Genomic DNA, 20,385 nt, shown 5'->3' with positions numbered 1-20,385 from the left:
GTTCAGGCGCTCGGACCTTCAACGCATCAGGCGTCCCACCCGATCCAGCAGAAGGTGGGCAAGCGCCTGTTTGGTCATCAAATCCACCGTCTCCCGCCTGCCGTCTTTAAAATAAAAGGTGGCCCGGTTGGTGTCGGCGCCGAACCCGGCATCGGCTCCGCCGATCAGATTGCCGACGATCATGTCGAGATTTTTGGCCTCGCGTTTGCCGGCGGCGAAACGGTCCAGCTCGTGGGTTTCGGCGGCGAACCCCACCAGAATGCGGCCTCCTTTTCGTTCACCCAAGGCTTTGAGAATGTCCTGGGTGCGCTCCAGGGGCAAATTCAGGTCGGCCGTCTCCTTTTTGACCTTCCGGGAGGCAGCCGTGGCCGGTCGAAAATCGGCCACGGCCGCGGTTTTGATGATGATGTCGGCATCTTCCAGACGCTCGAGCACCTCCGTCGCCATCTCGGCGGCGGAGGTGACCGGTACGCAGGTCACGTCTGCGGGGAGCGTCAATGCCGTGGGACCCGTGACCAGGGTGACAACGGCCCCGCGCATGGCGGCGGCGCGGGCGATGGCATAACCCATCTTGCCCGAGGAGGGGTTGGTGATGAAACGCACCGGGTCGATGGCCTCGCGGGTCGGCCCGGCGCTGATCAACAGCCGTCGCCCTTGGAAATCCTTGGGCGCCAGCAACGTTTCCAGGGCATCACGGATGATGGGCGGTTCGGGCAGCCGACCGGGACCGGTGGTGCCGCAGGCCAGCTCACCCGATCCCGGTTCGAGCACGGTGTAGCCGTAATCGCGCAGCAACGTCAGATTGCGCTGCACCTGGCGGCTGGCGTACATGTTGCTGTTCATGGCCGGACAAATCAGGACTGGACATGTGACCGCCAACATGAAGGTGCTCAAGGCATCGTCGGCGATGCCGTTGGCCAGCTTGCCGATGATGTTGGCCGTAGCGGGTGCGATCACAACGCCTTCGGCCTCCTCCGCCCAGTGGATGTGCTGTACGGAGGCATCATCGGTGGAAGCGAACAAATTGCGGCAAACCTGGCGTTGACTGAGCGCTTCGAAGGTCATGGGCCCCACGAAGCGGGTGGCGTTTTCCGTCACCACCACCCGCACCGAAGCGCCCTCCTTGACCAGCAGCCGCAACAGTTCGACGCTCTTGTAGGCCGCGATGCCGCCGGTAACGCCCAGCACAAGATGTTTTCCTTCAAGGGTGCAACCCATTGACATTCCTTCCACGCGGTCGGCTAGCGGCTCAACGGCACACCGGCGCCGTCCAGGGTGGGGGCCACCCAGATTTCCACGTTGGTCTTGAAACGCCCCTCGCTGACAATGATGACGCAGGACCGATTGGGCTTGTTGAACAGGATCAGGGAACGGGCCGACTTGAAGGCGCCGGTCTTGCGCCAACCGTCCTGGGGCATTTTGGTTTCGAAGAAGTTGACCAGGGACTTGCCGTCCACCTTGCCGCTGAGCATCAGTACCCCCGAAGTGGCGCCGGCACTGTGCATAACGAAGGAATCCTTGGGATGGACCTGCAGCGCCCGGGGAATCATGACGTCGCCGAAATCGTGATAAACCGAGGCACTTTCCCTGGGAACCGCCGCTGCCGTTTCGGCGTCATTGGAGTTCGCCTTGTCCGATTGCAGCGTCGTGCACCCGACGGCCGACATTGTCATCACCAACATCCCTACCATTGCCAAAAAGAACCGAATCCGCACCGCCCGCGTTTTCTTCAACATGTTTTCTTCCCTCCAGAACGCTGTTTGTTGTTTGCTCTCAGTTCATCGGACCATTCCCGCAGCAGCAACGCCACATCCCGGCGCGTGGGCGCTTGGCGTTCGGCCTGCCGTTGTTCCAAATGCTGCAGCGCCGAACGCAAATCGCCCCGTTCGGGATGTTGCGCAATCAACGCTCTATACATGGCCGCGGCTTTGCGCCAATATCCCTGTTCGGCCAGCAAATGGGCCATGGCGGCCGTGCAGGGCACTTCCTTGGGTGTCATGGTATTTGAACCTCATTCGCCGGTAACCCCGGGTCCGCTGACAGGGGTTGCGCATTCACTCCCCATCGATCAAGGGCCTTGGCGGCCTGGCGGAAGCATTGCGAACAGCGCAAACGCAAGGGTCGGATCAGGGTTGGGAGGCCTTGTCGGCGAACTTGAATATCGTCTCGTCGGCGCGAATCACCCCCAGCTCTTGCCGGGCCACGTATTCGATATAGGCCGCATCGTTCTGCAGTCGCTCGATGGCCCGGTACATGCGCAAGTTCTCCTGCCCGAGACATTCGTTCTGCTGCACCAGTTGTTGGTGGGCGACCCGCAGTCGTTGCAATTCGAGAAGACCGTTGTCGCCGAACACGATCACCAGCAACAACAGAAAAAGCGCGCCAGCCAAGATGCCGTATCCCCATTTTTGCCGCAAGGTCACCGCTTTGCAATCCTTCCCGGAATTATTTGCCTTAGGACCTCAAGCGCCTCGACACCCATGATGCGCGCCGCTGTCGCATAAATCAAGGCACCGGCACCGATACAGACCAACAAACCCGGCAGCAAGGCCAACCCGACCCGGCCGTCGCCGGGCAGCATTTGCCCGGCCAATCCCCAAACCAAGACGCCCATGATGGCGGCGCAGATCCCTGATTTGGCCACCGAACTTGCAATTTCCCGCCATCCCATGGCGCCCAGGCGCCGCCGCAGAAAAAGGGTCAGCAGGAGAAAATTGACCACCGAAGAAAGGGTCAACGCCAGGGCCAGCCCGTTGTGGGCCATGAATCCCATCAGCCACCAACCCAACAGCGCATTGACGCTGATGGAAACGGCCGCCACGCACACCGGCGTGCGCGTGTCCTCGAGGGCGTAGAAGGCGTTGAGAACGATGCGCACGGCCGCAAATGCCCACAGGCCCATAGCATAGTATAACAGGGCCCCGGCCGTCAATTGCATGCTCTGGGTGTCGAAGGCTCCCCGCTGGAACAGAAGGGCAACGATCGGTTCGCGCAAAACGATCAAACCCACCGTGGCGGGCAAAGTGATGAAGCAAACCAAGCCGATGGCTTGGCCGCAGGTGCGGCCCATGGCGTCGATGCGACCTTCGGCCGTCTGCCGGGCCATTGTGGGCAGCACGGCGGTGGCCACGGCAAATCCGAAAACCCCCAAGGGGAACTGCACCAGGCGGTCGGCGTAATATAAATAGGCAACACTGCCCTGGGGCAGCCAAGAGGCCAACAAGATCACCACCAGGCTGTTGATTTGAAACACCGCCGCCCCGAACAGCACCGGCCCCATCAGCTTCACAATGCGCGCCAAGGCCGGATGCCATATGGGCGCGCGGCGCCAAAGCGGGAAACGGTATCGTAACAGGAAAGGCACCTGCAACCCCAACTGCAAAACGCCCCCCAACACCACACCGGCCGCCAACCACATGGCCAGGTCCCCGTCGCTGTTGCCGAAACCCACCCCGATCACCAAAGCGCCGATCATGGCCAGATTCAGACAGACCGGCGAAAAGGCGGGCGCGGCGAAATGGCCCAGCACATTCAGAATCCCCATGCACAGCGCCATCAAACCGACACACCACAAATAGGGGGTCATGGCGCGGGCCAGGGCAACGGTCAGGGAGAACTTCTCAGGCGTATGGGCAAAACCGGGGGCGACCACCTGCACCCACCAGGGGACCAGCAAAATACACACCGCAGTAGCCAGCGCCAGCAGCAAGGCCAATGCGCGCAATGCGCTGCCGGCCATTCGGTCGGCGCCAGCCCGCCCTTGACGATGCACGTAGTCGGTGTAAACAGGAACGAAGGCGATGCTCAAGGATCCTTCGCCGAGCAGGCGGCGCAAGAACTCCGGCAGCCGGAAGGCAACGATGAAGGCTTCGGCCGCCATGCCGGTGCCGAAGAAGGAGGCCATCACCACGTCCCGCACCGCTCCCAACAGGCGGCTGAGCAGGGTCGCACCGCCCACCATGCCGGCCCGCCGGGCGACATTGGCCTGTTCCGCCACCGAAGCGGTATCGTCCGGAGATGTCGCCGATGGCGACGGGGCGTCTTCCGGGGAGATCCGGAGCCCCTTGCGAAAAATTATTGACATACCCTGTGGAACTCTATAAAGGATGGCATTTTGAAAACAGTCATCATGTGAAAGTTGAAAGGAGCAGTCCAGTGGCCAACCATAAGTCAGCACTCAAACGTGCGGGTCAGAATCAAACCCGGCGTCTGCGCAACCGAGCGGTGAAAAGCCGCGTCAAGAACGTGGTGAAAGAAGTGCGCCAGGCCGTCAATGCAAAAGCCCCCGAGGATGCCGCCCAGCGGCTGACGACGGCCCAGGCGACCATCGACAAGGCCGCCAAGAAAGGCGTGCTGCACAAGCGCACCGCCGCGCGCAAGATATCCCGCCTGGCCAAGTTGACCCAATCCATGTCGTCCTGATTGCCGTATCGGATTTCCAAGGCTTGCCACTGCAAGGGGCGCATCCTTTTCATGGATGCGCCCCTTGCAGTTTCGGGCCGGCCGCACGGGAAACCGGTCCACCTCTTTCAAAACGTATCCGTAAGCCGTTCATACACATATTCGGCAAGCCGTTGGGCAACTTTGCCGATGGCCAGCCGGCGATTGGTTTCCGTGCCGGCCTTGGTGCCGGCCACGGGATATGAGGTCTCGGCCCGCAATTGCCCCTCCTGCCACAGCACGTTGCCGTTGCGATCCTTGAGCGTAAGTGAAGCGGTCACCACCAGGCGTCGCTCCCTGGCGGTCAGCGTGGCGCTGCGCGAGAGCGTGTCGGCACTCAGACCGGTGATGGTGCCGCTCAATACGGCATCGGCCCGCTGCGCATCCACCAGCACCCCCTGCCGGCGGCGCGTCAACTCGTCGATCAGGGCGTTGGTCATCACCGCCTCCACCCCCGATTCACCGGTTCGATTGGCCAGCATGGTGACGGCGATGGTATTCACCCCGCCCGGTAACGGCCCCTCGCCGGCCAGCTGGTAGCCGCAAGCGGTCAGCAAGGTCAGCAGGCCGAGGAACGCCGATCGGAGCAGCCACCGCCTGCGGCCGCCCGTTCCTTTGCCAGGACAGGATGTCGAATTAAGCAACAATGTTCACCAACTTGTTCTTGACGACGATGATCTTTTTCGGCCCATTGGACCCGATGAATTTCTGCACCCGCTCGTCGGCCAGCGCCTGGCGTTGCAATGTCTGTTCGTCCGTATCCAGGGCGGTGTCGAAGCGGCTGCGCAACTTGCCGTTGACCTGCACCACAATGGTCACCTCATCCTGCACCAGGGCATCGGCCCGGAAGGAGGGCCAGGGAGTGAACAAAGTGCTTTGGTCATGGCCCAGTTCCTGCCAGAGCTCTTCGGCGAAATGGGGCACGATGGGACAGAGCAGCAACACCACCGACTCCAACGCATGGCGCATCACCGCCGCCCCGTCGCTACCCGGTTCCACGGTGTACATCTGGTTGACCAGTTCCATCACCGCGCTGATGGCGGTGTTGAAGTGGAAGCGCTCTTCGATGTCGCGGCTCACCTTCTCGATGGTCTGATGGCTCTTCTGGTACACGGCGCGCCAGGGGGCCTGCAGTTCGTCCGGCGGGCCGCTGTAGGGCGCTTTGCCGGCCAGGTGGGGCATCCATGCCAGGGCCAGACGCCAAACCCGATTGAGAAAGCGCGCGCTGCCTTCAACCCCCTGGTCGCTCCACTCCAGATCCCGCTCCGGCGGTGCGGCGAACAGGCAGAAGAGGCGGGTGGTGTCGGCCCCATACTGGTCCAGCAGCACGTTGGGGTCCACCACGTTGCGCTTGGATTTGGACATTTTTTCCACCCGGCCCATCACCACCGGCCGCTCACACAAGGCACAGCGCAACCCGTCGTCGGTCTCGCGTGCCTGGTCGGGGAAAAGATAGCCATGTTCCGGACACGACATGCTCTCCTTGCACACCATGCCCTGGGTCAGCAAACGGGTGAAAGGTTCCTTGTAATCGATCAGGCCCACATCCTTTAGTACCCGGGTGAAGTAGCGCGAATAGAGCAGATGCAAAATGGCGTGCTCCACCCCGCCGATGTACTGATCCACCGGCATCCAGTAACGCACCGCCGCCGGGTCGAACATGGCGTCGCCGCAGCGCGGGCTGCAATAGCGCTCGAAGTACCAGGAAGACTCCACGAAGGTGTCCATGGTGTCGGTCTCGCGGCGCGCCGCGGTGTTGCCGCATTGGGGGCAAGTGGTGCGCTGAAAGGCATCCAAGTGAGGCAGCGGTGATCGGCCGCCGTCCAGCAGGTGAGCGTCCTCAGGCAGCACCACCGGCAGATCGGCTTCCGGCACCGGCACGATGCCGCAGCGATCGCAGTGAATGATGGGAATCGGCGCCCCCCAATAGCGTTGCCGCGATATGCCCCAATCCCGCAGCCGGTAACTGACGGCCCGTTTGCCCAGCCCTTTGCGCTCCAGCAGGTCGGCGATGCCTTCCATGGCCTGGCGGTTGGGCAAGCCGTTGAATTCGCCCGAATTGATCATGACCCCGTCTTCGGTGTAGGCCGCCGCCATGGCGTCGCCATCCAGGTCGCCATCGGCCGGGTTGACCACCGGCACCACCGGCAGGCCGTATTTGCGGGCGAAGTCGAAATCGCGCTGGTCGTGGGCCGGCACCGACATCACGGCGCCGGTACCATACTCCATCAGGGCGAAATTGGCGGTGTAAATGGGCATGCGCCGGCCGGTCATGGGGTTGGTGCAATAACGACCGGTGAACACCCCCTCCTTCTCGTAACCCTCCATGGCCTTGGCGGAACGCTCCTGCAAACTGATCCGCTCGATGAAGGCATCCACCGCGGCCGCCTGGTCGGTGCCCGCCGCCAGTTGGGGCACCATGGGATGTTCCGGCGCCAAACACATGAAGGTGGCGCCGAACACCGTGTCGTGACGGGTGGTGAATACGGGAATCACCAGATCGCTCTCCTCCACCGCGAACCGGATTTCGGCCCCCTGACTGCGGCCGATCCAGTTTTTCTGCATGGTGGTCACTTTTTCCGGCCAACCCGGCAACTGGTCGCAATGGAGCAGCAGGTCTTCGGCATAATCGGTGATACGGAAAAACCATTGGTTGAGCTTTTTCTGCCGCACCGGCTTGCCGCAGCGCCAGCACATCCCCGCCTCCACCTGCTCGTTGGCCAGCACCGTCTGGCACGGCTCGCACCAGTTGACGAAGGCCTCCTTACGGTAGGCCATGCCCAGCTCGTACATTTTCAGGAACAACCACTGCTCCCAGCGGTAGTAGTCGGGTGTGCAAGTGGCGATCTCCCTGTCCCAATCGTAGGAGAAACCGAGCTGTTTGAGCTGGTTGCGCATATAATCGATGTTCTGGTACGTCCACTCCGCCGGATGGGTGTTGTTGGCGATGGCCGCATTCTCCGCCGGCATGCCGAAGGCGTCCCAGCCCATGGGGTGTAGCACGTTGAAGCCCCGCATCCTTTTGTAACGGGCCACCACGTCGCCGATGGTGTAATTGCGGACATGGCCCATGTGGATCTTGCCCGAAGGGTAAGGAAACATCTCCAGCAGATAGTATTTGGGGGTATCGGCCTGAACGTCCACCTTGAACAGCTTGTCCCGCTCCCAGACCGATTGCCACTTTTGCTCTATTGCACGCGCATCGTATCGCTCATCCATTCTTTCCACCTGTTGTTCCGCGTAAGACACCGCTCCGGCCGCCCGCCGGCGGCGCACTGTCATAACACGCTTTAAGATTCCGAATTCCCATGCCATAAGTGGGCGCAAAGTGCAATACAAGGTTCATATCACCTTTTGACTTGATCTTAGCGCCCGCCGCGGGTAGAATCGCGCAAATTCAAAAGCAATCGCATACGTATCAGCGCGTTACGACCACCGCCGACATCCGGCGATCTTGATCCGCCAAGTCATCACCCCCAACGGCCACAGGAACCGACAGAGGATGGGCAGTAAAATTCTGATTAACGCCATCGACCCCGAAGAGGTCCGCATCGCCAAGGTCATGGATGGCCGGATGGAAGAGTTCCAGATCGAAACCGCGGGCCGCGAAATCCTGCATGGCAACATCTACAAAGCCATAATCACACGCATCGAACCGAGCCTGCAGGCGGTTTTCGTCGAATTCGGCGGCGAGCGCCATGGCTTTCTGCAACAGCATGAAATCCACAGCGATTTTTACCTTGAAAACAGCTCGGGTGACCGGTCCCTGCAAAGCTTGGTCAAAAACGGCCAGGAGGTGATGGTGCAGGTCACCAAGGACCCCATCATGAAGAAGGGGGCCATGCTGACCACCTACATTTCCCTGCCCGGCCGCCACATCGTGCTGATGCCGGGCACCCAGACCCGGGGCATATCCCGCAAAATCGAGGACGAGGAGGAGCGGCGCCGGCTCAAGGAACTGTTGCAGACGATCAACCTGCCGGAAGGCTTCGGGGTCATCGTGCGCACGGCGGGCATGGGGTGCACCAAAGCCCAACTGGCCAAGGACCTCAACTACCTCCTGCGATTGTGGCGCAGCATACAAAGCAAGGCGGTACGCGAAACCGCCCCGGCCACCTTATACAAAGAGCGCAGCCTGTCCGTCAGGTCGATACGCGACTACTTCACGCCCGATGTGGTCGAAATCCTCATCGACGATGAAGGGGTGTACCAAGAGGTGAAAAGTTTCATGGGGATCATCTCGCCGCGCCATCAACGGATCGTCAAGCACTACACCGCGGACAAGCCCATATTCGCCAAATACCAACTGGAGGATCAAATCGCCACCATCTTCGAGAACCGGGTGGCACTCAAATCGGGCGGCTCCATCGTGATCGAACAGACCGAGGCCCTGGTGGCCATCGATGTCAATTCGGGCCGTTCCACCAAAGAACGGGATCTGGAGCAGACCGCGTTGACCACCAATCTGGAGGCGGCCGAGGAGGTAGCCCGCCAGCTCCGGTTGAGGGATCTGGGCGGCCTGATCGTGGTGGATTTCATCGACATGCGCGACCAGAAAAACCGCAATGCGGTGGAGCGCGCACTGCGCGAGCATGTCAAACGGGACAAGGCCCGGGTGCGCATCGGCCGCATCTCGCAATTCGGGCTCCTGGAAATGGCACGCCAACGGCTCGCCCCCTCCATCGACCTGGGCAGCCTGATTCCCTGCCCCTTTTGCCGGGGCAAGGGGCTGACCGCCTCCACCGAAACCTTGGCCCTGCGCTTTTTGCGCCAGTTGAAGATGATGACCCGCAAAAGCGGCCTGCAACGGGTGCACGGCAGTGTTCCCCAAGCCGTGGCCGACTATTTGCTGAACCGCAAACGCAAGGAGATCAGCGACCTGGAAATGCAGCGCGGCTTCGCCCTGACCATCGAAGGCAGCGCCGAACTGGCACCCCATGAGTGCCGCATCGATTGCGATCCACAATGCTGAGACCCGCCTTTGGCGGGCAGTTTGGGCGCCCGCCCATGGCGGGCAGTTTTAAGTTTTAAGTTTTAAGTTTAAAGTTGAAGGAATTCTGTCATTTAGATGTGTATATGTGTGTAGGAGTCGGGGGTGTTGCCGGTGGATGTAGGCCAGGAAGTGTTTCACAAATGCGGCTCAACCGTACACCCATCGCCTTGACCAACAAACCCGATTTACCCACCGGACAAACCCACAGACTCACCCCTACACTGCTGGCCACCAACCCCAACCATCTCTAACCGATAGAATTCCTTCAACTTAAAACTTAAAACTTAAAACTTTAAACTGGCCCGCCAGGGCCCTATAACTGGCCCGCCAGGGCCCTATAACCCAATTCAATTTTCACCGTCCCTTTCCAAGAAGGGTTTGACCTGGGCGCCCATTTCAAGTATATCAGCGCCGACATCCATATGCTCGGCCAGGTTTAACCGGGCTGCACTACAGCTACGAAAGGGAGGTCCGACAGTATGAATATTGCTTATGCAATGGGTCAAGGCGGCGCTGCGGCGGAAGGTGGCGGCGGTTTTCTGGCGACGCCGTTGATGCCCATCATCTTGATGCTGGTCATCATGTGGTTTCTGCTGATCCGTCCGCAGCAAAAAAAACAAAAAGAGCACCGCGAGATGATCAGCAATCTCAAAAAGGGGGACATGGTCATCACCTCCGGCGGATTGTATGGACGGGTGACCGGACTGACGGAAACCACCCTGACCGTTGAAATCGCCGACAAGGTCCGGGTTAAAATCAGCCGGGCCATGGTGGCGGGTCTGGCCCAGCCGGCCGCCAAACCGGCGGCTGAACCGGACAAGAAATAACCACCCCGCAGGCTTCATTCCCGACATCGCACCAGGTGGCGACCGCCACGCCATTGTCCGGCGGACAGCGGTCGCCACCGGCTTCGGGATCAACCGAATGTAGAGGAAAAAGCTTTGAAAACGATTTCCTGGCGCCCCATCGCCGTCATTGTGGTTCTTTTGGCCGCCTTCGTTTACGTGTTGCCCACCTTGCAAATGGCGCTCGAGGGAAAAGAAGAGCCGACCATATGGCCTTACAAACAGATCAACCTGGGGCTTGATCTGCAGGGCGGCATGCACCTGGTGTTGCAGGTGGAAACCGAAAAGGCCGTGGAAAACATGATCGACCGGACCGTCGAGGAGCTGCGGGCCTTCGTTCGCCAGAACCGGATTCGCATCGGCACCCTGCGCAAACAGGCCGGCGACACGATCGCGTTGACCTTGACGGAGCCGGAAAAGGTTGCCGCTTCGCGAGGATTGATCGCCAACGAATTCGGCGACTACAATTTCAGCGAACGCACCGTGGACGGCACGCCCACCCTTCTGATGACCCTCAAGCCCGAAGAGGTGGAGCGGGTCCAGCGGCTGGCCTTCGAAAAAGCGCTGATGAAGGTGCGCAACCGGGTGGATGAGTACGGCGCGCGGGAACCGGACATCCGTCCCCAGGGCACGGACCGCATCGTGGTGCAGCTGCCCGGGGTGATCGATGCCGAACGGGCACGCCAGGAGATCGGCCGTACCGGCAACCTGGAATTCAAGCTGGTGGACGAGGTGAACGATATCGGCGAAGCATTGCGCGGCAACGTGCCGGCTGGCTCGGAAATCCGCTATTTCCGCAAGGACGACCCCGACATGGCGGGTCGGCCCATCCTGCTGCGCAGCACCACCCTGCTGACCGGCGAGTACCTGAGCGAGGCGCGGGTGCGATTCGATCCATCCACGGGCCAACCCTATGTCTCGATCCGCTTCAACCCCCAAGGGTCGCGCATCTTCGCCCGCATCACCGAAGAGCACATCCATCAGCGGCTGGCCATTGTATTGGACGGGGAGGTCTATTCGGCCCCCACCATCCAATCCAAAATCGTCGGCGAGGGAATGATCACCGGCAATTTCACCGACGAAAGCGCCCGCAGCCTGGCCCTGGTACTGCGGGAAGCGTTCCCCACACCGGTCACCATCCTTTATGAAAAAACGGTGGGCCCCTCCCTGGGACGGGACTCCATCGAAAAGGGACTGATGTCCATGCTGATCGGCGGGGTACTGGTCATTTTGCTGATGGTCATCTATTACCGCAAGGCAGGCTTGATCGCCGACACCGCGCTGCTCATGAACATTCTCCTGATCGCAGGCGGGTTGGCAGCCTTCAGCGCCACCCTGACCCTTCCGGGCATCGCCGGCATCATCCTCACCATCGGCATGGCGGTGGATGCCAACGTTTTGATTTACGAACGTATCCGCGAAGAGCTGCGCCTGGGCAAAACCGCGCGGGCGGCGGTGGATGCCGGGTTCGACCGCGCCACCCTGACCATTCTGGATGCCAATGTGACCACCCTGATCGCCGCCCTGGTGCTGTTTCAGTTCGGCAGTGGGCCGGTCAAAGGCTTTGCCGTCACTTTGAGCTTGGGTGTGGTGGCCAGTCTGTTCACCGCCCTGATCCTGTCGCGGACGATTTTCGATGTCATTCTGTCCAAGCGAAAAGTCAAGGCACTGAGCATCTGACAACGCGCCGAGGGCGCTAATCAAACGCCCTCGGCGCATTTGGTTGCGATAGTCGCATTCGGCCCCGACGGGGCCTTGATTCAGTTTACCGGTAAATCGAGGGAAACCGACCATGCAGATCGTCAAACCGGACGTCAACATCAACTTTGTCGGACGGCGGAAAATCGCCTATATCATATCACTGGTCGTCATACTGGCCAGCATCCTCTCCCTTGTCTTGCATGGCGGCCCCAAGTACGGCATCGATTTCGCCGGTGGCGCCGAAGCGCTGGTGCAGTTCGACGGGCCGGTGACCACCGAGCAGATCAACAGGGCACTGGACACCATGGGCCTCAATGCCGCCGTGCAGGAGTATGACGACCGGGGGGCGATGGACTACTATCGCATCGTTGTCGCCGCCGACGCATCGGAAAGTGAAAATCTGGCCCGGGATCTGGAAGACGGCCTGGAAACCCACACCCAGGTAGGCGCCACCCTCGAATCCTTCGAAATGGTCGGCCCCCAGGTGGGGCGCGACATGCGCGAAAAAGCGCTGCTGGCCATGTTTTTCGCCCTGCTGTTCATTACGGTCTACATTTCCGGCCGTTTCGAGCTCAAATGGCTCCTCAGCGCCGGCATCGCCGTTGCCCTGGCCTTGATGATCTACCTGTTGCGCCTGATCCACATGGACATCCCCATGCTGATGGCCGCCGCCGTGGTGCTCAGCCTGGTGCTGTTCTGGGTCCTCAAACTCAAATATGCCATGGGCGCCATCGTGGCGCTGCTGCATGACGTGGTCATCACCGCGGGGGTCTTTTCCATTTTCGGCAAGGAGTTCACCCTGCCCATCGTCGCCGCCCTGTTGACCATCATCGGCTATTCGCTCAACGACACCATCATCGTGTTCGACCGCATCCGCGAGAACCTGCGCAAACTGCACAAGCGGCCCTTGAACGAAATCGTCAATCGCAGCATCAACGAAACCCTCAACCGCACCTTGCTCACCTCGGGAACCACTTTGGTGGTGGTGCTCTCGTTGTTTTTCCTGGGCGGCGGCATCATCCACGATTTCGCCTTCGCCCTGCTGGTGGGCATTTGCGTCGGCACCTATTCATCGATCTTTGTTGCCAGCCCCATCTTGTTGGCTTGGCAACGACGTGGATGATGCTAAGACAGCACCATGGAACACCTGATCCCCTGGCTGACCCTTAAAAGCGTCGCCGGTGTCGGTAACCTTTTATTCAATCGCTTGATCGCGACCTTTGAAACGCCGGCAAAGGTTTTGGCCGCCTCCGTGGCTGCGCTGTCACAGGTGGCGGGCGTAAAACCCGAACTGGCCCGGCGCATTCACCGCCACCCCACCCCCGACGGGGTGCACCGCGAACTGGCAGCGGTCCAACGGAAAGGCTACGACCTGATCACCCTGCACGATCCCTCGTACCCATCCCTGCTGCTTCAGATTCCCGATCCGCCGCCGCTCCTGTACGTCAACGGCCGTCTGAGCGCCGAACCGTGCCCCGTCGCCGTGGTCGGCTCCCGCAACGCCTCGGCCTATGGTCGCACCGCCACACACCGGCTCTGCACGGATCTGGTCCGGCATGGTGCCACCATTGTCAGCGGCATGGCCCGCGGCATTGATACCATGGCCCATCGCGGCGCCCTGGACGGCGGCGGCCGGACCATCGCGGTGCTCGGTTCGGGTCTTAACCACGTCTATCCGCCGCAAAACCTCAAGCTGTTCCATGAAATCGCCGAAAAGGGATGCGTGGTCAGCGAATTGCCCCTTGACGCCGGGCCGGAAGCGCGCCATTTTCCCATGCGCAATCGCATCATCAGTGGTATGAGCCTCGGCACCGTGGTGGTGGAAGCGGCGCGCAAAAGTGGCTCCCTGATCACCGCCCGCTTGGCGGCCGAACAAAACCGGGAGGTGTTCGCCGTGCCGGGCAACATTCACACGGCCAACGCCCGCGGCACCCACGACCTGATCAAACAGGGCGCCAAACTGGTGGAAAGCGCACAAGACATCTTTGAAGAAATCGCCGCCCAGCTGGTGGTTCCTGATTCGTGCGAAGCCGTCCGGGCACGTCCCCTGCCGCCCCTTTCGGCGGCGGAACAAGCACTGTTGGCCATCATCGGCACGGATCCGGTGCATATCGACGCGTTGGCGCTGCAGATGGATCAATCCACCGCGGTTCTGACCGATACCCTCTCGCGGCTGGAGATCAAGGGGGTCATCGTGCAGGAGCCCGGCAAACGTTTCTTGCGCCACGCCGACTTCATCGATTAAGGGTATGCACATACGCAACAACGCCGAAACGATCCAACAAACCATCAACACCACAGAGGTACATCGTGTCTGACAAACCGCTGGTTATTGTGGAATCCCCGACCAAAATTCGCACCATCCAAAAATACCTGGGCAAAGAGTACAATGTCGCGGCGACGGTGGGCCACATCAAGGATCTGCCGCCCAAGGAATTGGGGATCGACATCGACCACGATTTCAAGCCGTTGTACCGCAACATACCGGGCAAGCAGAAGGTGATCAACGCCCTGCGCTCGGCGGCGGGCGACGCACAGGACATCTACCTGGCCCCCGACCCGGACCGGGAAGGAGAAGCCATCGCCTGGCATGCCGCCGAGGTGCTTAAAAAGAAGGAACGCCGTTTCCACCGGGTGCTGTTCCATGAGCTGACCCACAGCGCCATTGAAAAAGCCATGGCCCATCCCGAGCCCCTCAACCGAAACAAATATGAAGCCCAGCAGACGCGGCGCATCCTCGATCGCCTGGTGGGGTATCAAGTGTCGCCCCTGCTCTGGAAAAAGGTCAAGGGCAGTTTGAGCGCCGGGCGGGTGCAATCGGTGGCGGTGCGCATCATCTGCGAACGGGAACGGGCCATTCAACGGTTCGAACCCGAAGAGTACTGGTCCATCACGACCCGTCTGGAAGGTGGCACGCCGCCGCCCTTCGACGCCAAGCTGGTCAAAAAGGACGGTAAAAAGCTCACCATCGGCGACGAAGCCGCCGCCTCGGCCATCGTCGAGGAGCTGCGCGGCGCCCCCTTCCAGGTGGCGGCGGTGGTCAAAAAGACCGTCCGCAAAAACCCCCAACCCCCCTTCATCACCAGCAAGCTCCAGCAGGAGGCCATTCGCAAACTGCGCTTCTCCGCCAAGAAGACCATGCTCATCGCCCAGCAACTTTACGAGGGAGTGGACCTGGGGCCTGGCGAGCCGGTGGGGTTGATCACCTACATGCGCACCGATTCCACCCGCATTGCCGCCGAAGCGGCCCACGAGGCCTTGGATTGGGTGCGCCAAACCCACGGCGACGATTACGCCCTGGACAAACCCCGCTTCTTTCAAAACCGCAAAAAGGTACAGGATGCCCATGAGGCCATCCGCCCCACGGCGGTGTTCAACACCCCTGAAAAGGTGGCCGCCTATCTGAGCAAGGACCAGTTGGCGCTCTATCAATTGATCTGGCGCCGCTTCGTCGCCTCCCAGATGCAACCGGCCCTCATCGACCAGAACACCGTCTCCATTCAAGCCGGCCCCTATACGCTGACCGTCACCGGGTCCACCCTTAAATTCCCCGGGTTCATGCGGGTCTACCAGACCGTGGACGAGGAGGCCGAAAGCAGCCGCAAGGAGCAGCCCCTGCCTCTCCTGGCCGAAGGGGACCGCCTGAAATTGCACGACATCATGCCCAAGCAGCACTTCACACAACCGCCGCCACGCTTTTCCGAAGCCTCCTTGGTCAAGGAGCTGGAAGAAAACGGCATCGGACGTCCCAGCACCTACGCCGCCATTCTTTCGACCATACGCGACAAAGGATATGTGGAGCTGATCAAGGGCTATTTCCACCCTAGCGAGTTGGGCTTCATCGTCAATGATCTCTTGGTGGCCAACTTTCCCGAAATTTTCGACGTGGAATTCACCGCCAATATGGAAGACCTCCTGGACCGAGTGGAAACCGCCGAAATGGATGCGCTGAACATCCTCAATCGCTTTTACGGTCCCTTTCAGCAGCGGTTGACGGCCGCCGAAACCGACATGCTCAGCGTCAAAGGGGTCGGTATTGCCACCGAACTGACCTGCCCCCAATGCCAAAAAAACAAGCTGCACGTCAAAATCGGCAAAAACGGCCACTTCCTGGCCTGCAGCGGATATCCCGATTGCACCTATTCGCGGGATTACGTGCGCGACGAGCGGGGGCAAATCCAACCGGTGGAACCCAGCCAAGAGGCCGTCACGGACAAAACCTGTCCCAAATGCGGCAAACCCATGGTGCTCAAACGGGGCAAATACGGCGAGTTCATCGCCTGCACCGGCTTTCCCCAATGCAACCACACCGAATCGGTCAATGGTAATGGCAACGGTAAAACCATCGGTGTCCGATGCCCCGAACCGGGTTGCCAAGGCGAAATCGTGGAAAAGCGGTCCAAACGCGGCAAGGTGTTCTACGGCTGCAACCGCTATCCCGACTGCACCTTCGCCACCTGGGACAAACCGGTGGCCAAACAATGTCCCGTCTGCGGTGCCGCCTACCTGGTGGAAAAGACCAGCAAACGGGAAGGGACCTATCTCACCTGCGTCAACCGGGAGTGCGGCTACAAGGAAAATCCATAGTGCCCAACGGGTAACCGCGAATCCCGCCCTGCCATCATCAACCCTTGACTTGACCGATTTGTGCACAAATGTTATGTGTTCTAATCTTTAGTGTACAAATAATTTTGGGCAGCGCCGATCGCAAAAACCGCAACAGTCAGACGGATTTCGAAGGTGGCGCAATGGAGAAACATGGCAGGCGAAACCAACCAACCCATAGCGAACGGTTACGCGGAAAACATCCTCAAGTCTCTGCGGCGCATCATCCGCGCCATCGATTTGCACAGCAGAGAGTTGAGCGCCCGCTTCAACCTGACGGTGCCGCAGCTGGTGTGCCTGCGTCAGCTCTATCGCAACGGCGACTGTTCGCCGGGGGACTTGGCGCGCTTCGTCTCCCTGAGCCAGGCCACCCTCACCGGGATCATTGATCGGTTGGAAAACCGCGCCCTGGTCACCCGTCAACGCGGCCAGACGGACCGCCGCAAGGTTTTACTGTCTCTCACACCTGAAGGGCGCCGAATGGCCGAAACCATGCCCTGGCCGTTGCAAGAGCGGTTTGCCGAGCGGCTGTTCGCTCTGCCCCGGCAGGATCAGGCCATGATCAACCGGGTGCTCGACCAGATCGTCCACATGATGGAGGCCCAGGACATCGACGCCTGGCCCATCGTCGGCGCCGGTGAATGGAGCGATCTGTCCGACCTGCTGCCTGCACCCGAAAAAGAGCCATAGCACCGTCCGTTCCACGCTTGTGACAGCGACGTCGTTTCCCGCCACCTAAAGCACGAAGGGTTTAAAATTGCGATGAGCGAAAAAATTGTTGTCGATAATGTTTACAAGATATTCGGCTCACATCCGGAAAAAATCCTGGATTTGATCGACAAGGGCCACACCAACGAACAAATCCTGGAAGAAACCGGGCACGCGGTGGGCGTGGCCGGGGTTTCGTTCACCGTCGAGGAGGGCGAAATCCTGGTGGTCATGGGCCTCTCGGGCAGCGGCAAATCCACCCTGGTGCGCTGCATCAACCGCCTGATCGAGCCCACCGCCGGCAAGGTCATCGTCGATGGCGTAGATGTCACCCAGCTCACCATGGACGAACTGCTCCACTTCCGCCAAAAGCATTTCGGCATGGTGTTTCAAAATTTCGCCCTGTTTCCCCATCGCACCGTCTTGCAAAACGTGGCCTACGGCCTTGAGATCCAAAGGGTGGATCCGAACACCATGCGGGACAAGGCCATGCAGGCGCTGACCCAGGTGGGCCTCAAGGGGTGGGAAAGCAACTATCCGTCCCAGCTCAGCGGCGGCATGCAACAGCGCGTCGGCTTGGCCCGCGCCCTGGCCCTGGATGCCGACATCATGTTGATGGACGAAGCCTTCAGCGCCTTGGACCCCTTGATCCGCCGCGACATGCAGGATGAGTTGCTGGACCTGCAGGAGAGGGTACAGAAGACCATCGTCTTCATCAGCCACGACCTGGACGAAGCCATCAAGCTCGGCGACCGTATCGTGCTGATGAAAGACGGGCGTACGGTGCAGGTGGGAACGGCCGAAGAGATCCTCACCAACCCGGCCAACGACTACGTGGCCCGGTTCGTGGAGGAAGTGGACATGACCAAAATCATGACCGCCGAATCGGTCATGGTCAAACCGTCGGCCATCGCCTACTTCAAATCCGACGGCCCCCACGCGGCCCTGCGCAAAATGCAAAAAGCCGGTATTTCCAGCATCTTCGTTCGTCGGGACGGCAAGCTGATCGGCATGGTCACCGCCGACGACGTGGCCAAGATCATCAAAACCGACGCCAAAACCTTGGAAAGCATCCTGATCACCGGCATGCAAACCGTCACGCGGGACACACCGGCCATAGAGTTGTTCCCTATCCTGGCGGGCATCAACTATCCCCTGGCGGTGGTGGATGACGATGGTCGACTGGTGGGGGTCATCATCAAAGGTTCACTACTGGCGGGTCTGGCCGAAGGCATGCAAACAGGAGGAGCGTCCTGATGAATCAGTTCAAAATACCCATTGGCAACGCCATTGAAGCGACCATCGAATTTTTTGTCGATCACTTTTCTTTCGCCACCAAAGCCTTCGCCGGCATCGCCGACAACGGCATCAGTCTGATGGTCAGTGCCATGATGTTTTTCCCACCCTGGTTGCTGATCCTCGTTCTCAGCGCCATCGCCTGGCTGCTGAGCCGCAACCGCGGCATCACCATCTTCACCATGGCCGGCCTGGCGCTGATCTGGAACCTGGGGCTGTGGGCCCCCACGATCGACACCCTGGCGTTGGTCACCATCGCCACCCTTTTTTCCATTCTGATCGGCGTCCCCCTGGGGATTCTGGCGGCCCTCAACAACGTTTTCTACCGCATCGTGATGCCGATCCTCGATCTGATGCAGACCATGCCGGCCTTCGTCTATTTGATCCCGGCCATTCCCTTCTTTGGTCTGGGACCGGTGGCAGCCATTTTCGCCACGGTCATCTTCTCCATGCCGCCGGCCATTCGCCTCACCTGCCTGGGCATCAAGCAAGTGCCCAAGGAGCTGGTGGAAGCGGCCGACGCCTTCGGCAGCACCAAGTGGCAAAAGTTGATCAAGCTGCAACTGCCCATCTCCACGCCCACCATGATGGCCGGTATCAACCAGACCATCATGCTGGCCCTGTCCATGGTGGTGATCGCCGCCATGATCGGCGCCGGGGGACTGGGCGGCGAGGTGTGGCGCGCCATCCAGCGGCTCGATCCCAGCAAGGGATTCGAAGCCGGCCTGGGCATTGTCATCGTGGCCATCGTCCTCGACCGCATCATGCAGAAGCTGGGCGGCGGCTCGAAGAAACAGCAGTAGGCGCGGAGCCGAATGACCAAACGGTTATATTGTCGGCGAAACACGAAACCCTTGAACCATTGAACCCTTTACGAAAAATGGAGGTGTTATCATGAAGAAGAAACTGCTGATTGTCGGTTTGCTGGTATTGGCGCTCGCCCTGGGCACCACTTCCAACGCCCTCGCGAGCAAAGGGAAAGTACAAATCGCCTACGTGGAGTGGGCCTGCGCGGTGGCCAGCGCCAATGTTGTAAAGGCGGTGCTCCAGGAAAAGCTGGGGTATGAAGTCGAACTGACCTCCGTCAGTGCCGCGGCCATGTGGCAGGCCATCGCCAGCGGTGATGTGGACGGGATGACCACCGCCTGGTTGCCGGTGACCCATGGCCACTACCTCAAACGGTTCGAGAACCGGCTGGAAGACCTTGGGGTCAACCTCGACGGCGCGGGCATCGGGCTTGTGGTGCCCACCTATGTGACCATCGATTCCATCGATGAAATGAATGCCCATGCGGACAAGTTCGAAGGCCGCATCGTGGGCATCGATCCGGGTGCCGGCATCATGTCCAAAACCGAAGAGGCCATCAAAGAATACGGTTTGAGCAATTTTACCCTGGTGGAATCCACCGGCGCCATGATGACGGCCGTTTTGCGGGACAAGATCCGCAACAACGAGTGGGTCGCGGTGACGGGTTGGTCTCCGCACTGGAAGTTCGCCACCTGGGATTTGAAATATCTCGAGGATCCCAAAGGGATTTACGGCGGTGCCGAACAAATCCACACCATCGTACGCAAAGGTTTGAAAGAGGACATGCCCGAAGTGTACCATGTGATGGACAATTTCAACTGGACCCTGGCCGACATCGGCGAAGTGCAGGGTTGGAACGCGGAAGGCGCCGATCCCTATGACTCCGGCAAGCGCTGGATCGAAGAGAACCCCGAAAAAGTGAAAGCATGGCTGCCATAGCCTTTGCCGCCGCATTGAATGTGTGACCCGAAACAGCGGGTCGGGTGGTAT

General features: G+C 60.2%; 18 protein-coding genes. 11 read left to right on the top strand and 7 right to left on the bottom strand.

Features of this window, described 5'->3' with window-relative positions; genetic code table 11:
• Positions 1–18: 18 nt before the first annotated feature.
• The 5 genes from coaBC to murJ form a co-directional block, all read right to left on the bottom strand.
• Complete coding sequence (coaBC, locus tag MRX98_RS18410) at positions 19–1,218, bottom strand: bifunctional phosphopantothenoylcysteine decarboxylase/phosphopantothenate--cysteine ligase CoaBC (protein ID WP_246913513.1); 1,200 nt, start codon at positions 1,216–1,218, stop codon at positions 19–21.
• Between the two features lie 23 nt (positions 1,219–1,241).
• The gene (locus MRX98_RS18405) at positions 1,242–1,736 is read right to left on the bottom strand and encodes a hypothetical protein (protein ID WP_246913511.1); all 495 of its coding nucleotides are present in this window, start codon (positions 1,734–1,736) and stop codon (positions 1,242–1,244) included.
• Entirely contained in the window at positions 1,730–1,999 is a 270-nt protein-coding gene (locus tag MRX98_RS18400) for a hypothetical protein (RefSeq protein WP_246913509.1), read from the bottom strand. Before MRX98_RS18400 ends, MRX98_RS18405 begins: the two co-directional genes overlap by 7 nt.
• Before the next feature lie 127 nt (positions 2,000–2,126).
• Positions 2,127–2,423 (bottom strand): FtsB family cell division protein, encoded by a 297-nt coding sequence (locus MRX98_RS18395; RefSeq protein ID WP_246913507.1) that lies wholly within the window; start codon positions 2,421–2,423, stop codon positions 2,127–2,129.
• Positions 2,420–4,084: a murein biosynthesis integral membrane protein MurJ gene (murJ, locus tag MRX98_RS18390; protein WP_246913505.1), complete on the bottom strand. Its 1,665-nt coding sequence runs from the start codon at positions 4,082–4,084 to the stop codon at positions 2,420–2,422. The genes MRX98_RS18395 and murJ overlap by 4 nt, the downstream gene beginning before the upstream one ends.
• Positions 4,085–4,155: 71 nt before the next feature.
• On the opposite strand from murJ, the gene rpsT reads away from it, so the two are divergent.
• The gene (rpsT, locus tag MRX98_RS18385) at positions 4,156–4,422 is read left to right on the top strand and encodes a 30S ribosomal protein S20 (RefSeq protein WP_246913491.1); all 267 of its coding nucleotides are present in this window, start codon (positions 4,156–4,158) and stop codon (positions 4,420–4,422) included.
• A 107-nt stretch (positions 4,423–4,529) separates the two neighbouring features.
• On the opposite strand, the gene MRX98_RS18380 is transcribed toward rpsT, so the two are convergent.
• Complete coding sequence (locus MRX98_RS18380; RefSeq protein WP_246913489.1) at positions 4,530–5,084, bottom strand: LPS-assembly lipoprotein LptE; 555 nt, start codon at positions 5,082–5,084, stop codon at positions 4,530–4,532.
• Positions 5,077–7,659, bottom strand: coding sequence for a leucine--tRNA ligase (leuS, locus tag MRX98_RS18375; RefSeq protein WP_246913486.1), 2,583 nt, complete (start codon positions 7,657–7,659; stop codon positions 5,077–5,079). The genes MRX98_RS18380 and leuS overlap by 8 nt, the downstream gene beginning before the upstream one ends.
• 283 nt (positions 7,660–7,942) lie before the next feature.
• Here leuS and MRX98_RS18370 point away from each other — a divergent pair, with 283 nt between their 5' ends.
• The 10 genes from MRX98_RS18370 to MRX98_RS18325 all read left to right on the top strand — a co-directional run bounded on the left by MRX98_RS18370 (position 7,943) and on the right by MRX98_RS18325 (position 20,334).
• Positions 7,943–9,412, top strand: coding sequence for an Rne/Rng family ribonuclease (locus MRX98_RS18370; RefSeq protein ID WP_246913484.1), 1,470 nt, complete (start codon positions 7,943–7,945; stop codon positions 9,410–9,412).
• 500 nt (positions 9,413–9,912) lie between these two features.
• Positions 9,913–10,260 (top strand): preprotein translocase subunit YajC, encoded by a 348-nt coding sequence (yajC, locus tag MRX98_RS18365; protein ID WP_246913482.1) that lies wholly within the window; start codon positions 9,913–9,915, stop codon positions 10,258–10,260.
• A 114-nt stretch (positions 10,261–10,374) separates the two neighbouring features.
• Positions 10,375–11,958, top strand: coding sequence for a protein translocase subunit SecD (secD, locus tag MRX98_RS18360; protein ID WP_246913480.1), 1,584 nt, complete (start codon positions 10,375–10,377; stop codon positions 11,956–11,958).
• Between the two features lie 112 nt (positions 11,959–12,070).
• Entirely contained in the window at positions 12,071–13,102 is a 1,032-nt protein-coding gene (secF, locus tag MRX98_RS18355) for a protein translocase subunit SecF (protein WP_246913479.1), read from the top strand.
• Between the two features lie 15 nt (positions 13,103–13,117).
• Positions 13,118–14,224, top strand: a complete 1,107-nt coding sequence (gene dprA, locus MRX98_RS18350; protein WP_246913476.1) for a DNA-processing protein DprA — start codon at positions 13,118–13,120, stop codon at positions 14,222–14,224.
• A 65-nt stretch (positions 14,225–14,289) separates the two neighbouring features.
• Positions 14,290–16,566, top strand: a complete 2,277-nt coding sequence (gene topA / locus MRX98_RS18345; RefSeq protein WP_246913474.1) for a type I DNA topoisomerase — start codon at positions 14,290–14,292, stop codon at positions 16,564–16,566.
• Positions 16,567–16,737: 171 nt separating this feature from the next.
• The gene (locus tag MRX98_RS18340; RefSeq protein ID WP_246913472.1) at positions 16,738–17,274 is read left to right on the top strand and encodes a MarR family winged helix-turn-helix transcriptional regulator; all 537 of its coding nucleotides are present in this window, start codon (positions 16,738–16,740) and stop codon (positions 17,272–17,274) included.
• Between the two features lie 72 nt (positions 17,275–17,346).
• A complete protein-coding gene (locus MRX98_RS18335; RefSeq protein WP_246913470.1) occupies positions 17,347–18,549 on the top strand; it encodes a quaternary amine ABC transporter ATP-binding protein in 1,203 nt (400 codons plus the stop codon).
• Entirely contained in the window at positions 18,549–19,391 is an 843-nt protein-coding gene (locus MRX98_RS18330) for an ABC transporter permease (protein WP_246913468.1), read from the top strand. Before MRX98_RS18335 ends, MRX98_RS18330 begins: the two co-directional genes overlap by 1 nt.
• Before the next feature lie 91 nt (positions 19,392–19,482).
• Positions 19,483–20,334 carry a glycine betaine ABC transporter substrate-binding protein gene (locus tag MRX98_RS18325; protein ID WP_246913466.1) on the top strand — a complete coding sequence of 284 codons (852 nt, stop codon included), beginning with the start codon at positions 19,483–19,485 and terminating at the stop codon, positions 20,332–20,334.
• Positions 20,335–20,385 lie beyond the last annotated feature (51 nt).

The sequence above is a fragment of the Desulfatitalea alkaliphila genome, from assembly GCF_022968795.1.
Taxonomy (GTDB): domain Bacteria; phylum Desulfobacterota; class Desulfobacteria; order Desulfobacterales; family Desulfosarcinaceae; genus Desulfatitalea; species Desulfatitalea alkaliphila.
This window is presented reverse-complemented; position numbering and strand designations above follow the sequence as displayed.